This window comes from Verrucosispora sp. WMMC514 (assembly GCF_027497295.1).
Classification (GTDB): domain Bacteria; phylum Actinomycetota; class Actinomycetes; order Mycobacteriales; family Micromonosporaceae; genus Micromonospora; species Micromonospora palythoicola.
This window is the reverse complement of the sequence record NZ_CP114906.1, coordinates 855,637-868,804: the sequence shown is the minus strand read 5'-3', so window position 1 is coordinate 868,804 and position 13,168 is coordinate 855,637. Positions and strand designations below refer to the sequence as shown.

Genomic DNA, 13,168 nt, shown 5'->3' with positions numbered 1-13,168 from the left:
CGTGAGTGAGGTTAGCCTAACCGAATGACGGATCGCCCGAAGAAGGTCACCTCCGCCCGCGTACTGCGCACCTGGCGGCCCACTCCGCACGTGGTCCGACTGGTACTCGGCGGGGAGGAACTGGCCGGCCTGCCGGTCGGCGAGTACACCGACCACTACATCAAGATCGTCTTTCCGGTGGCCGGGGTCGACCACCCGCGCCCGATCGACCTCGCCGCCATCCGTCGCGACCTGCCGCGCGAGCAGTGGCCCCGGCTGCGCGCGTACACGGTCCGCGCCTGGGACGCGGTGGCCGGGGAGATGACCGTCGACGTGGTGCACCACGGCGACGAGGGGCTGGCCGGCCCGTGGGCGGCCGCGCTGCGCCCCGGCGACGAGGTGCTGTTCGTCGGCCCGGGCGGGGCGTACGCGCCGAGCCCGGCGGCGGACTGGCACCTGCTGGTCGGCGACGAGAGCGCCCTGCCGGCGATCGCCGCCGCCCTCGCCCGGCTGCCCGTCGGTGCGCCCGCGCACGTGTTCGTCGAGGTCGACGGCCCGGCCGACGAGCAGCCGCTGCCCAGCCCCGGCGCGGTGCGGCTGACCTGGCTGCACCGGGGCGTACGCCCGGTGGGCGAGGCGTTGGTGGCGGCGGTGCGCGAGCTGGAGTTCCCGCTCGGCACGGTGCACGCCTTCGTGCACGGTGAAGCGTCGTTCGTCCGCCAGTTGCGTCGGTTGCTGCGGGTGGAACGGTCGGTTCCCCGCGAGTGGCTGTCCATCTCCGGCTACTGGCGCAAGGGCCTGGACGACGAGGGCTGGCGGGCCACCAAGGCCGACTGGAACCGCCAGGTCGAGGCCGACGAACAACCCCGTCTTCCCGTGCCGCTCGGTTGACCTTGCGCTCGATTACCGGCAAGGTGGCACCCCAACGCGCCCCTGAACGGCCGAAAGTCGGCCCTCAGGGTGCGATTAGCCGGAATGTCGGAGCACGACGGCAGGGGAACGGGAGGATGGTCAGGGGTGACCATGAGCGAGCAGGTAGACGAGAAGACCGCCGAACCGGGCGGTAAGGGCGGCGCGATCGACCCGATCGTGCTCGGCCTGGGCGTCGGCGGGGTGCTCGCCGTGGTGCTCTGGGGGGCGCTGGCCCGTGACTCGCTGGCGAGCGTCGGCGAATCGGGTCTGGCCTGGGTGATCGACACGTTCGGCTGGTTCTTCGTGGTGGCGGCCAACGCCTTCCTGGTGCTGGCGGTGGTGCTGGCGCTGTCCCGGTTCGGCCGGATCCGGCTCGGCCGGGACGACGACGAGCCGGAGTTCAGCACGCTGGCCTGGATCGCCATGATGTTCAGCGCCGGCATGGGCATCGGCCTGGTCTTCTTCGCCGTGGCCGAGCCCATCCAGCACTACGCCACACCGCCACCGGCGACCGGCGTCGCGCCGCAGACCGGGCAGGCGGCGTCGGCGGCCATGCAGTTCACCCTCTTCCACTGGACCCTGCACCCGTGGGCGATCTACGCGGTGGTGGCGCTGGCCCTGGCGTACTCGACGTTCCGTCGGGGCCGGCAGAACCGGATCTCGGCGGCGTTCCGGCCGCTCATCGGCGACCGCGCCGACGGCGCCGTCGGCCAGGTCATCGACCTGCTGGCCGTCTTCGCCACCGTCTTCGGCTCCGCCACCAGCCTCGGGCTCGGCGCCCTCCAGGTCGCCGCCGGCCTGGACCTGGTCGCCGGAGTGCCGGACAGCACCGCGGTGGAACTTGTGGTGATCGGGGCACTGACGCTGGCCTTCGTCATCTCCGCCTTCACCGGCCTGCACCGGGGCATCAAGTGGCTGTCCACCACGAACGTGGTGCTGGCCGTGGCGCTGATGCTCTTCGTCTTCGTGGTCGGGCCGACCATCTACACCCTTGAGGTGCTGCCCGCCTCGATCGGCGACTACCTGAGCAACCTCGTCTTCATGTCCACCCGGACCGGGGCGTTCTCCGACCCGGCCTGGCTGGGCGGCTGGACCATCTTCTACTGGGCGTGGTGGATCTCCTGGGCGCCGTTCGTCGGCACCTTCATCGCCCGCATCTCCCGGGGCCGAAGCGTGCGGCACTTCCTGATCGGGGTGCTCCTGGTGCCCAGCGGCGCCAGCGCCGTCTGGTTCGCGATCATGGGTGGCAGCGCGCTGCGCGTGCAGGCCACCGGGGTACGTGACCTGGTCGCCGACGCCTCCGCCAGCAGCGAGCAGGCCCTGTTCGGTCTGCTCGACGCGCTGCCGCTGGCGGCGCTGACCAGCGTGCTGGCCATGGTGCTCATCGCGCTGTACTTCGTCACCAGCGCCGACTCCGCCTCGCTGGTGCTCGGTTCGCTGACCTCCCGGGGTGCGCTGCGCCCGCACCGGGTGGTCGTGGTCAGCTGGGGAATCCTGATCGGCGCGGTCGCCGCCGTGCTGCTGCTCGTCGGTGGACTTGACGCGCTGCAACAGGCCACCATCATGGTGGCGTTGCCGTTCGTGGTGGTGATGCTCGGGCTGGCCGTGGCCCTGGTCAAGGACATGGCCCGCGATCCACTGCTGGCCGCCCCGGCGCGTACCCGCCCGCACGGCCTGGCCGACGCGGTGCGCGCCGCCCGGTCGTACGAGGAGGAGGACCCGCCGCCGGTACGCCGCTACCTGCGTCGCCGTCCTCGCTGACCGTCCCGCCCGCCCGCCGCGCCGTTCCGCCTCCGCGCCGGAACGGCGCGGCGTCGGTGTTCGCGCCCCGGCGCCGATGGTGTCGGCAAGGGTGCGTCCGCTGTCGGAGACGTCACCAAGGGGCCCTTCCGTGCGACGTGGGCGGGCAGGGCAGGATGTAGGTCGAGGAGGTGGCGGCATGGCGGGGCGGATCCGGGACGAGGACATCGCGCTGGTCCGCGAGCGTACGTCCATCGCCGAGATCATCTCCGACACCGTGACGCTCAAGTCGGCCGGCGGCGGCAACCTCAAGGGGCTCTGCCCGTTCCACGACGAGAAGAGCCCGTCGTTCAACGTCTCGCCCGCCCGCAACGTCTGGTACTGCTTCGGCTGCGGCGCCGGTGGCGACGCCATCAAGTTCCTGATGGACGCCGAGCACCTCAGCTTCGTCGAGGCGGTGGAGCGGCTCGCCGCCCGCGCCGGCCTGCAGTTGCGGTACGTGGAGGACGACCGTTCCGCACCCCGACCGAACCGCCCGCAGCAGGGCCAGCGGCAGCGGTTGGTCGCCGCGCACGCCGCCGCCGTCGAGTTCTACAGCGCGCAGTTGGCCACCGCCGGCGCGCGTCCCGCCCGGGAGTTCCTGGCCGAGCGCGGCTTCGACCGGGCCGCCGCGCAGCGGTACGGCTGCGGCTTCGCCCCCGAGGGATGGGACCTGCTCACCAGGCACCTGCGTCAGCGTGGCTTCAGCCACGACGAACTGGTCACCGCCGGGCTGTCCCGCCCGGCCCGCTCAGGCAGCCTCATCGACCGGTTCCGCCGCCGGTTGCTCTGGCCGATCCGGGACCTGACCGGCGACGTGATCGGCTTCGGTGCCCGCAAACTGTTCGCCGACGACGACGGCCCGAAGTACCTGAACACCCCCGAGACGCCGATCTACAAGAAGTCCCACGTGCTCTACGGCATCGACCAGGCGAAACGGGAGATCGCCAAGCAGGGGCGGGTGGTGGTGGTCGAGGGCTACACCGACGTGATGGCCTGCCACCTGGCCGGCGTACCGACCGCCGTGGCGACCTGCGGCACCGCCTTCGGTGCCGACCACATCGGCGTGCTGCGCCGGCTGCTGCTGGACACCGACGCCGTCGCAGGCGAGATCATCTTCACCTTCGACGGGGACGCGGCCGGGCAGAAGGCCGCGCTGCGCGCCTTCGACGACGACCAGCGTTTCGTCGGGCGTACCTTCATCGCGGTCAGCCCCGACAACATGGACCCGTGCGAGCTGCGACTGGCAAAGGGCGACCTGGCCGTACGCGACCTGGTCGCCCGCCGCGAGCCACTCGTCGACTTCGCGCTGCGGCACGTGATCAGCCGGTACGACCTGGACACCGTCGACGGTCGGGTCGAGGCGATGCGGCGGGCCGCGCCCCTGGTGGCGAAGCTCAAGGACCGGGAGAAGCGCCCGGAGTACGTCCGCAAGCTCGCCGGTGACCTCGGCATGGAGATCGAGCCGGTGCAGCGGGCGGTGCTGACCGCCGCCTCGGGACGACCGGCGGACGGTCCGCCCGCCCGGGTCGCCCGGGTCGAGCCCAGCGTGGACAGCCCACAGTCGATGGTGGAGCGGGAGGCGTTGAAGCTGGCCCTCCAGGTGCCGGTGCTGGCCGGGCCGATGTTCGACGCGGTCGAGGCCACCGACTACCGGCACCCGGTGCACGTGGCCGTCCGGGCGGCGGTCGCCGCGGCCGGCGGGGTCGCCTCGGCCGCCGGCGGCGCGGTGTGGATCGAGGCGGTACGCGACGCCTGCGACGATCTCGCCGCCCAGGCCCTGGTCGGTGAGCTGGCCGTGGAACCGCTGCGGATCGACGGCGAGCCGGACCCCCGCTACGTCTCGATCACCATGGCCCGGTTGCAGTGGGGATCGGTCACCGCACGGATCCGGGAGCTGAAGTCCCGGATCCAGCGGATCAATCCGGTGAACAACAAGGACGAGTACTTCGCCGCCTTCGGTGAGCTGCTCTCGCTGGAGCAGCACGCCCGTGCCCTGCGCGAGCAGGCGGCGGGAGGGTTGTAGGGATGCCACTGTTCCGCCGCCGGCCGAAACTGCCACCGGCCGACCGGCCACCGCTGGAGCGCGACGAGCGGGTGCTGGCCTGGGCCGCCGCCGGCAACGGCGAGGGCGACGGGGTGGTGGTCGCCACCAACCTCGGGCTCTGGCTGCCCGGCCGGGGGCACCGGATCGGCTGGCACGACGTCGTCAAGGCCGTGTGGTCGGGCCGGGAGCTGACCGTCACCCCGGGCGAGCGGGTCGCCGAACGGGACGGCTACCTGGTGGTCGCCGAGCTGCCGGCCGAGCGGTACCTGCTGCTCGATCCGGGTGACCTGCCGCACCAGGTGCGCACCCGGGTCACCCGCTCGGTCGCGTACACCCAGCACCACGCCCTGCCCGGCGGATCCGGCCGCGTGGTCGGTCGTCGGGTGCCCGGCAGCGACGGCCTGACCTGGATGGTCCACTACGACCCCGGCACCCCCACGGACGCCGCCGACGTCCTCGCCGAGACCGACCGCCTGGTCGCCGCCGCCCGCACCGCCACCACCCCCGCCGACCTCTGACGGTTAATCCGTTGGGAAGTGTCGGACCGGGTGTCTAGGGTCCGGGAGTGACCACGGGGCGACCACTCATTCAGGCACAGGGGCTGGTGAAGCGGTTCGGCGACTTCACCGCCGTCGACGGCATCGACGTGGAGGTCCGCGCCGGTGAGGCGTTCGGCTTCCTGGGGCCCAACGGCGCCGGCAAGTCGTCCACCATGCGGATGGTCGGCTGCACCTCGCCGCCCAGCGGCGGGAAACTGCGCATCCTGGGCATGGATCCGGTGCGCGACGGGCCGGCCATCCGCGCTCGGCTCGGCGTCTGTCCGCAGCTGGACAACCTCGACCCGGAGCTGACCGTCCGGGAGAACCTGACCACCTACGCCCGCTATTTCGGCATCCCACGCCGGGTGGCCCGGGCCCGGGCCACCGAGCTGCTCGACTTCGTGCAGCTCGGCGACCGGGCGGACAGCAAGGTCGAGCCGCTCTCCGGTGGCATGAAGCGGCGGCTCACCATCGCCCGCGCGCTGGTGAACGAACCGGACATCGTGCTGCTCGACGAGCCGACCACCGGTCTCGACCCGCAGGCCCGGCACCTGGTCTGGGAACGGCTGTTCCGGCTCAAGCAGCAGGGCGTCACGCTGGTGCTCACCACGCACTACATGGACGAGGCCGAGCAGCTCTGCGACCGGCTGGTGGTGATGGACGGCGGCCGGATCGTCGCCGAGGGGTCGCCGCGCGCGCTCATCGAGCGGCACGCCACCCGCGAGGTGGTCGAGCTGCGGTTCGCCGCCGATTCGCAGGAGGCGTTCGCCGGCAAGCTGGACGCGCTGGGGGAGCGCGTCGAGGTGCTGCCCGACCGGATCCTGGTCTACGTGCCCGACGGGGACGCGGCGGTGGCCGAGGTCGCCGCGCTCGGTCTGCACCCGGCCAACGTGCTGGTCAGGCGCAGCAGCCTGGAGGACGTCTTCCTGCACCTCACCGGCCGCACCCTCGTCGACTGACATGCTGGAAGGGGCTGCCGTGACGGCACAACCGACCCGGGACCGACGCGCCCTGCCGCGGGTGCCGGCGCTGCGGGTTCTCGAATACCACCTGGTGGGTTACCGGCGCACCTGGCGGGCTGGCGCCTTCTCGTCCTTCCTGCTGCCCACGCTCACCGTGCTCGGGTTCGGGCTGGGCGTCGGGTCCTACATCGACCAGGGTGTCGGCGGCGTCTCCTACCTGGAGTGGATCGTCGGCGGGCTGCTCGCGTCGACGGCGTTGCAGGTGGCGATCGCCGAGTCGACGTGGCCGGTGTTCGGCAACCTCCAGTGGCAGAAGATCTACTTTGGCCAGCGTTCGTCGCCGCTGCGGGTGGGCGACATCCTCGCCGGCCACCTGGGGTTCGTGCTGTTCCGGGTGCTGACCTCCGTCATCGCGTTCCTCCTGGTGACCGGCGTGCTGGGGGCCCTGCGGTCGCCGTGGGCGGTGCTGACGGTGCCGGTGGCGGCGCTGCTCGCGCTGGCCGTCGCCGCGCCGACCTTCGCGTACGCGGCATCGGTCGACTCGGACAGCTGGCTCGCCATGCTGTTCCGCTTCGCGGTGATCCCGATGACCCTGTTCGCCGGGGTGTTCTTCCCGGTCGAGTCGCTGCCGCTGGCGCTGCGCTGGCTGGCCTACGCCACGCCGCTCTGGCACGCCGTGGACCTGTGCCGGGCGGCGGTGCTCGGCGTCGCACCGTACTGGTCGGTCGCCGGCCACCTGGCTTACCTGGCCGTCTGGGCGGCCGGGGGATGGCTGCTCGCCCGCCGCGTCCTCACCCGCCGGCTCGTCGTCTAGGAGAAGGTCATGGTCGCTCTGGTGCTGCCCCGGCTGGTCGACGTCTCGGCCGCCTCGCGCCGGTCCGCGTCGGTCACCGAGCGGAACGTCGCCGCCCTCCGGTCCGTCTACTGGTTGCTGCTCATCTCCGGTTTCGTCGAGCCGCTGCTCTACCTGCTGTCCATCGGCGTCGGGGTGGGTGCGCTGATCGGCGACCTGACGCTGCCCGGCGGGGCGGTCGTCACGTACGCGGCCTTCGTCGCCCCGGCCATGCTCGCCTCCTCGGCGATGACCGGCGCGCTGGCGGAGACCACCTTCAACTTTTTCGGGAAGATGAAGTACATGAAGCTGTACGACGGGGTGATCGCCACCCCGGTGCAGCCGTTCGAGATCGCCCTCGGCGAGCTGGCCTGGGCGATGCTGCGGGGCAGCGCGTACTCGGCCGCGTTCCTCGTGGTGATGGTGGTGATGGACCTGACCGTGCCCGCCCGCGCGCTCGCCGCGTTCCCGGCGGCGGTGCTCGTCGGTTTCGCCTTCGGCGCGCTCGGCATGGCGATCTCCACGTTCATGCGCAGCTGGCAGGATTTCGACCTGATGAGCTCGGCGCAGTTCATCCTGTTCCTGTTCTCCGGCACCTTCGTGCCCGCCGAGGCGTACCCGACGGTGCTGCGGTGGCTGGTCGAGGTGACTCCGCTCTACCGGGCGGTGCACCTGATCCGTGCGCTGACCGTCGACACCGGCGGCTGGAGCTGGACGCTTGACGTGCTCTATCTGCTCGCGGTGCTGGCAGCCGGCCTGCTGATCGCCGCCCGCCGGATGGGCCGCCTGCTCTACAAGTAGCTGACGCTCCTGCCGGCCCGCTTGGCGGTGCGCCCTGTGGGCGGTGCGTGCTGTGGGCGGTGCGTGCTGTGGGCGGTGCGTGCTGTGGGCGGTGCGTGCTGTGGGCGGTGCGTGCTGTGGGCGGTGCGTGCTGTGGGCGGTGCGTGCTGTGGGCGGTGCGTGCTGTGGGCGGTGCGTGCTGTGGGCGCGGGGCGGCTCATGGGCGTGTGGCCTCGGGAGCGGTGCGGCTTGTGGGCGCGGGGCCTGTGGGGCGACGCGGGAAGCGGGAAGTGTGGCACTCCAGGCACCCTCCGGTCGGCGTGTCGAGCGCAAGAACTGCCACGCTTTCGGCACCGCACCGCACCGCACCGCACCCTGTGGAATCTGTCCAAGATCTGGTGGTTCTGAAGATGGCGGGGGGCCACGGTCGGTGGATGGTTCCTGATGACGCGGCTGGGGCGCTGGAGTGGTTGGCCTTCGAGCAGGCCGGGGTGCTCACCAGTGCCCAGGCCCGTACCGTGCTGACCGACGGGACCGTGCGCGGGCTGGTGCGTTCCGGGCGGTGGCGGGCGATCAGTCGCGGGCTGCTGCTGACCGGCAACGGCCGGTTGACCGGGGATCAGCAGTTGTGGGTGGCGGTGCTCGCCGCCGGAGCGGGTGCGGTCCTCGCGGGTGCCACGGCAGCCATCGCGGCGGGCGTACGCGGTCTGCGGCCCGAGCCCCTGCACGTGCTCGTGCCGGCGTCCCGTCGGGTCGGGCGGACCATCCTGCGTCAGTTGCCGATCGACATGACCGCAGTAGTGGTGCACCGGACATCGATCCTGCCTGCCGAGCATCTCCAGGTCGCCCGTCCGCCGCGGACGACCACCGCGCGGGCACTTGTCGACGCGGCCAGTTGGGCGCCTTCGCCACGGGTGGCGCAGGAGACGCTCGCAGCTGGCTGCCAGCAGCGGCGGGTGTTGCCGGAGGAACTGGCCGCGGTGCTGGACGTGCTGCCCCGCGCGTCTCGACGGATGTTGATCCGGCAGACCATCGACGACATCGCCGGTGGCGCTCAGGCGTTGAGCGAGATCGACTTCGTCCGGCTCTGTCGTCGGGCCGGTCTGCCCCGACCCGATTTGCAACAGCGACGGACCGACGCGGCGGGCCGGACGCGCTGGTTGGACGCGTACTGGCGGGAGCGGGGTGTGCACGCGGAGATCGACGGCGCGCACCACATGGACGTACGCCAGTGGACGGCCGACATGCGCCGACAGAACGACGTCTGGACCGCCGGGGAGCGCATTCTCCGCTTCCCCGCGTGGCTGGTCCGAGCCCACCCGGAACAGGTCGCCGACACCGTCCGCCGCGCCCTCCTGGCCGCCGGCTGGCAACCCGGCGCCACAAACCGCTGAGATCTTGGAAAGTTCCCGTTCGGACCTAACGGGAAATTTCCAAGATCTCGGGAGCGGGGAGCGGGGAGTGGGGAGCGGGGAGCGGGGAGCGGGGAGTGGGCTCCGTGGTGAGTGGGTCAGCCGCCCTGGTAGTAGCGGGCGGCGCCGGGGTGCAGGGAGATGGGGTCGGTGGTGGCGGCGGACTCGCGGTCGAAGTTGCGGGCCTCGGGGTGCGCCACGGCCAGGTCGGCCTGGTAGGTGAAGAGCAGGCGGGTCAGGTCATACGCCAGGTCGTCGGGCATCTCCGCGCTGACCAGGATCACGTTGGCGACCGTGACGGTGGGTGTGCCCGACGGGGTGTCGTAGGCGTCGCCGGGCAGTTCGGCGGTGGTGTAGACCGAGCCGTGCGTGGTGCTGAGCGGCTCGATCAGGTCGGCGACCGGCAGCAGCCGGAACCGGCCCGGTGCGCCGGTGAGCAGGTCGGCGATGCCCGGCGTGGGCAGCCCGCCGGAGAAGAACATCGCGTCGAGGGTGCCGCTGCGCATCCGGGCCACCGTCTCCGGCAACGACAGGCGGGCCCGGCGTACGTCCCGTTCCGGGTCGAGGCCGGCGGCGGTGAGCAGCCGACCGGCGATGACGTCGGTGCCGGATTTCGGCGAACCGGTGGAGACACGTTTGCCGCGCAGTCCCGCGAGGTCGGCGATCTGCGCGTCGGCGCGGACGATCACGTGGGTGTAGTTGCTGTAGACCCGGGCCAGTGCCCGGACCGGCTGCGGGCGTCCGTCGAAGGCGCCACGGCCGGCGGTGGCGTCCGCCGCTGTGTCGGCGAGGCTGAAGGCGATCTCCATGTCGCCGTCGACCAGCCGGGTGATGTTCTCGACGGAGGCCCCGGTCGGTTCCGCCCGCGCCTCGTAGCCGGGCAGATGGCGGCTGATCACATCGGCGTAGCCGCCGCCGAGCTGGTAGTAGACCCCGGTGGTGTTGCCGGTGGCGAGGAAGATGCGCCCGTCGTGCCACGGCCGAACCTCCGGGGTGCGCTCCGCACCGCAGGCGGTGACCAGCGCGACCGCCAGCAGCATCGCCACCCACCGCCGCCCCCGGTTCACGCCGGCACCCCGCCGGGGTGGTCCGCCCAGGTCCGGGCCGCCGGTTCGAGCGCCTCGGCGACCCGCTGGACCAGCGTCGCCGTCTCGTAACCGATCTGGCCCAGGTCGCACCCGGCGGCGGCGAGCACGCCGAGCAGGGCGCGGTCACCGACGGCCATCACCAGCAGTACGCCGCCGTCCATGTCCACGATCTGCTGTCGGACCCGGCCGGCGGACATCAGCCGGGCGGCACCGACGGTCAGGCTGGCCAGGCCACTGATCACGGCGGCGAGCTGGTCCGCCTGGTCGGTCGAGAGGTGCGGCGAGGCCGCCAGCCGCAGCCCGTCCCCGGAGACGGCGAGGGCGTGCGACACGTCCGGTACCTGCTCGGCGAAGTTCGCCAGGAGCCAGTCGAGGCCGGGGCTGCCGTTGGGCGTCATCTAGGGTCTCCCGTTCGTCTGCTGGTTGCGTCGCATCGCGTGGGCCACCCCGGCGGAGAGGGCGGACAGCCGGGCCCGTACCACCTCGGGGTCGAGCAGGTCCGGCGCGGCCTGCGGCGGCGGCATGTCGTGCAGTTCGGACTGAAGGCCGCCGCCGCGTACCCGCCGGGGCAGGCCGGCCGCGGTCGGTTCCTCGCGACGAGCGCCGCCGGGCCGCCGGGCCGGGGTGCCGTTGGCCGACGCGGGCGGACCGGCCGGCGCGACGCCGACGGGCTGAACCGGCGGCCGGTAGTGCGGTTGACCGGGCTGCTCGGGCGACCAGGCCGCCGCGCCGCTGCCCACCACCGGCAGCGTCATCGTCGGGGCCCGGTGCACGTCTAACCGGTCCGTTGCCGCGCCGACCTCGGCGGGAGCGCCCCGGTGCCGGAACCAGGCGCCGACGGCCGGAGCGGCCGGACGACCGACGGGGTTCGGGCGGCCGGTGAGCTGCTCCATCCTGGTCAGCAGCGACTCCGGCACGTCCACCTGGGCCACCGTCCCGGCACCGGCGCTGTGCAGCCGCACCAGGATGCCGTGCCGGGCGGCCAGGTGGGCGACCACGTGCAGGCCCATGCTGCCGGCCGCCGCGCTGGACAATGCGGCCGGGGCGCGCAGCCGCTCGTTGATCTCGGCCAGCCGGTTCTCGCCGATGCCGATGCCCTGGTCGTGTACGCGCAGCGTCAGCCCGTCGACGGTGCGTCGACCGTCCACATGCACGGGCGTGTGCGGCGGGGAGTACGAGGTGGCGTTCTCCAGCAGCTCGGCCAGCAGGTGCACCAGGTTGCCGACCGCCGAACCGTGCACCCCGGCGGTGGGCACGTCGATCTCGACCCGGGCGTACTCCTCGATCTCGGAGGCGGCGCCGCGCACGACGTCGGCCACCAGGTGCGGGCCGTCCTGTGCGCGTCCCGGTTCACCACCGGCCAGGACCAGCAGGTTCTCTCCGTTGCGCCGCATCCGGGCGGCGAGGTGGTCGAGGGCGAAGAGCCGGGCCAACGCGTCCGGATCGGTCTCCTCCTGCTCGAACTCGTCGAGCAGCCGCAGCTGTCGGGTGATCAGGGTACGGATCCGCCGGGCCAGCGCCTCGACCATCCGGGTCACGTCCATCCGCAGCTCGGCCTGGGCACCGGCGAGCCGCAGCGCGGCCCGGTTGACGGTGTCGAACGCCTCGGCCACCTGGGCGATCTCGTCGCGCCCGCGGCTGATTCCCGCGGTGAGCTGCGAGGCGGTGCCCTCGGCCGGGGCGCTGTCACCGGCCGCGATGGCGGTGATCCGCTCGGGCAGCTCCCGGTGTGCCATGGTCAGCGCCGCCACCCGGAGCCGGCGCAACCGACGGCTGGTACGGACCGCCAGCAGCGCGGCGGCGGTCAGCGAGACCAGCGCCAGGCCGGTGGTGGCTCCGCCGGTGACCAGCGCCCGTTGCCGGGCGGCCGTGGCCAACTCGGCGGCACGCCGGTCCAACTCGTCGGAGAGTTCCCGGCCGAGCAGGTTGAACCGGCGGATGGCACCGCTCTGGGCGACGTACCAGGCGTCGCCGTCGGCGGCCAGCGCGGCCGGCTCGGTGTCGGCGTTCAACGCACTGTCGCGCATCCGCCGCGCGGTGGAGACGTCGCTGCCGGCGATCAGTCGGGTGTACGCGTCGGCGGCACGTTCCCCGGCGATCCGGGAGAACTCGGCCTGCCGCTGCTCCTGCGCGCCGCGTAGCCGGCCCAGCCGGACGAGTTCGCCCTCGACCAGCTCACCTCGCACGAAGATGGCCCGGAGCAGGTCACGTTCCAGCGATGCGAGGTGCTCCTGGGCCGCGACCGCCGCCACCTCGCGGGCACGGTTGGCCAGCTCGGGGTCGCGTAGCTGGGCGGGCAGCGCGTCGGCGACGGCGAGCAGCGACTCCACGAGCGCCACGTAGCTCGCGTCGGCATTGTCGGTGGTGAGCGCGGCGATCCGGGCCTCGTCGAGCTGGTCGAGGTGTTCGGTCACGCCGTCGAGGTCGCGGCCGAGGTCCGGCGCGGCGCGGCGGGCGTCGGAGCTGGCGCTCTGGTAGCGCTCGCCGGCCTCGTCGACCCGGCGTCGCTGGGCGTCGACCAGCTGGCGGCCGGAGGTTCCGCCGCGCTGGCGCAGCGCCGCCGACTCGCCGAGTTCCCGTTCCAGCTCGTGCACGAGTGAGACGGTGGCGGTGGCGGTACCGGCCAGCACCCGGGCCCGTTCGGCGTCGGTGGAGGCGGCCAGGGCGTCACCGGTCTGGATGGCCCCCAGCACGAGCAGGCCGGCGGTGGCGATCAGGATCGGAGCGAGCAGCTGGGTACGCACCGACCAGAGTCGGCCGGTGTGGCCGGACGGACGGTTGTGCCGGCGTACGCGGGCCAGCGAGGACAGCGGCACGGGGTTCTCCCGAGGTAGGGGC

11 protein-coding genes are annotated in these 13,168 nt (G+C 72.7%); 8 read left to right on the top strand and 3 right to left on the bottom strand.

Features of this window, described 5'->3' with window-relative positions; translation table 11 throughout:
* Positions 1 to 24 precede the first annotated feature (24 nt).
* The 8 genes from O7597_RS03800 (at position 25) to O7597_RS03765 (ending at position 9,224) form a co-directional block, all read left to right on the top strand.
* Positions 25 to 870 carry a siderophore-interacting protein gene (locus O7597_RS03800; RefSeq protein ID WP_269737750.1) on the top strand — a complete coding sequence of 282 codons (846 nt, stop codon included), beginning with the start codon at positions 25 to 27 and terminating at the stop codon, positions 868 to 870.
* Positions 871 to 1,002: 132 nt separating this feature from the next.
* Positions 1,003 to 2,652, top strand: a complete 1,650-nt coding sequence (locus O7597_RS03795; RefSeq protein WP_269737749.1) for a BCCT family transporter — start codon at positions 1,003 to 1,005, stop codon at positions 2,650 to 2,652.
* Positions 2,653 to 2,830: 178 nt separating this feature from the next.
* Entirely contained in the window at positions 2,831 to 4,696 is a 1,866-nt protein-coding gene (dnaG, locus tag O7597_RS03790) for a DNA primase (RefSeq protein WP_269737748.1), read from the top strand.
* Positions 4,697 to 4,698: 2 nt separating this feature from the next.
* Complete coding sequence (locus O7597_RS03785; RefSeq protein WP_269737747.1) at positions 4,699 to 5,235, top strand: hypothetical protein; 537 nt, start codon at positions 4,699 to 4,701, stop codon at positions 5,233 to 5,235.
* A 47-nt stretch (positions 5,236 to 5,282) separates the two neighbouring features.
* Positions 5,283 to 6,215, top strand: coding sequence for an ABC transporter ATP-binding protein (locus tag O7597_RS03780; RefSeq protein ID WP_269737746.1), 933 nt, complete (start codon positions 5,283 to 5,285; stop codon positions 6,213 to 6,215).
* Between the two features lies 1 nt (position 6,216).
* Positions 6,217 to 7,032 carry an ABC transporter permease gene (locus tag O7597_RS03775; RefSeq protein ID WP_269737745.1) on the top strand — a complete coding sequence of 272 codons (816 nt, stop codon included), beginning with the start codon at positions 6,217 to 6,219 and terminating at the stop codon, positions 7,030 to 7,032.
* A gap of 9 nt (positions 7,033 to 7,041) precedes the next feature.
* Positions 7,042 to 7,851, top strand: coding sequence for an ABC transporter permease (locus tag O7597_RS03770; protein WP_281582034.1), 810 nt, complete (start codon positions 7,042 to 7,044; stop codon positions 7,849 to 7,851).
* A 413-nt stretch (positions 7,852 to 8,264) separates the two neighbouring features.
* Positions 8,265 to 9,224 carry a hypothetical protein gene (locus O7597_RS03765; RefSeq protein WP_281582033.1) on the top strand — a complete coding sequence of 320 codons (960 nt, stop codon included), beginning with the start codon at positions 8,265 to 8,267 and terminating at the stop codon, positions 9,222 to 9,224.
* A 116-nt stretch (positions 9,225 to 9,340) separates the two neighbouring features.
* Here O7597_RS03765 and O7597_RS03760 read toward each other — a convergent pair whose 3' ends face one another.
* The 3 genes from O7597_RS03760 to O7597_RS03750 are packed head-to-tail and all read right to left on the bottom strand — an operon-like array spanning position 9,341 to position 13,146.
* Positions 9,341 to 10,309: a TAXI family TRAP transporter solute-binding subunit gene (locus tag O7597_RS03760; RefSeq protein WP_281582032.1), complete on the bottom strand. Its 969-nt coding sequence runs from the start codon at positions 10,307 to 10,309 to the stop codon at positions 9,341 to 9,343.
* Complete coding sequence (locus O7597_RS03755) at positions 10,306 to 10,728, bottom strand: roadblock/LC7 domain-containing protein (RefSeq protein ID WP_269737738.1); 423 nt, start codon at positions 10,726 to 10,728, stop codon at positions 10,306 to 10,308. The genes O7597_RS03760 and O7597_RS03755 overlap by 4 nt, the downstream gene beginning before the upstream one ends.
* A complete protein-coding gene (locus O7597_RS03750; protein ID WP_269737737.1) occupies positions 10,729 to 13,146 on the bottom strand; it encodes a nitrate- and nitrite sensing domain-containing protein in 2,418 nt (805 codons plus the stop codon). It abuts the gene before it with no gap.
* Between the last annotated feature and the right edge of the window lie 22 nt (positions 13,147 to 13,168).

Bases quoted from the DNA above. Each gene is read 5' to 3' on its own strand.
- O7597_RS03800 (WP_269737750.1), top strand. From the start codon at position 25: ATGACGGATCGCCCGAAGAAGGTCACCTCCGCCCGCGTACTGCGCACC.
- O7597_RS03795 (WP_269737749.1), top strand. From the start codon at position 1,003: ATGAGCGAGCAGGTAGACGAGAAGACCGCCGAACCGGGCGGTAAGGGC.
- dnaG (WP_269737748.1), top strand. From the start codon at position 2,831: ATGGCGGGGCGGATCCGGGACGAGGACATCGCGCTGGTCCGCGAGCGT.
- O7597_RS03785 (WP_269737747.1), top strand. From the start codon at position 4,699: ATGCCACTGTTCCGCCGCCGGCCGAAACTGCCACCGGCCGACCGGCCA.
- O7597_RS03775 (WP_269737745.1), top strand. From the start codon at position 6,217: ATGCTGGAAGGGGCTGCCGTGACGGCACAACCGACCCGGGACCGACGC.
- O7597_RS03770 (WP_281582034.1), top strand. From the start codon at position 7,042: ATGGTCGCTCTGGTGCTGCCCCGGCTGGTCGACGTCTCGGCCGCCTCG.
- O7597_RS03765 (WP_281582033.1), top strand. From the start codon at position 8,265: ATGGTTCCTGATGACGCGGCTGGGGCGCTGGAGTGGTTGGCCTTCGAG.
- O7597_RS03755 (WP_269737738.1), bottom strand. From the start codon at position 10,728: ATGACGCCCAACGGCAGCCCCGGCCTCGACTGGCTCCTGGCGAACTTC.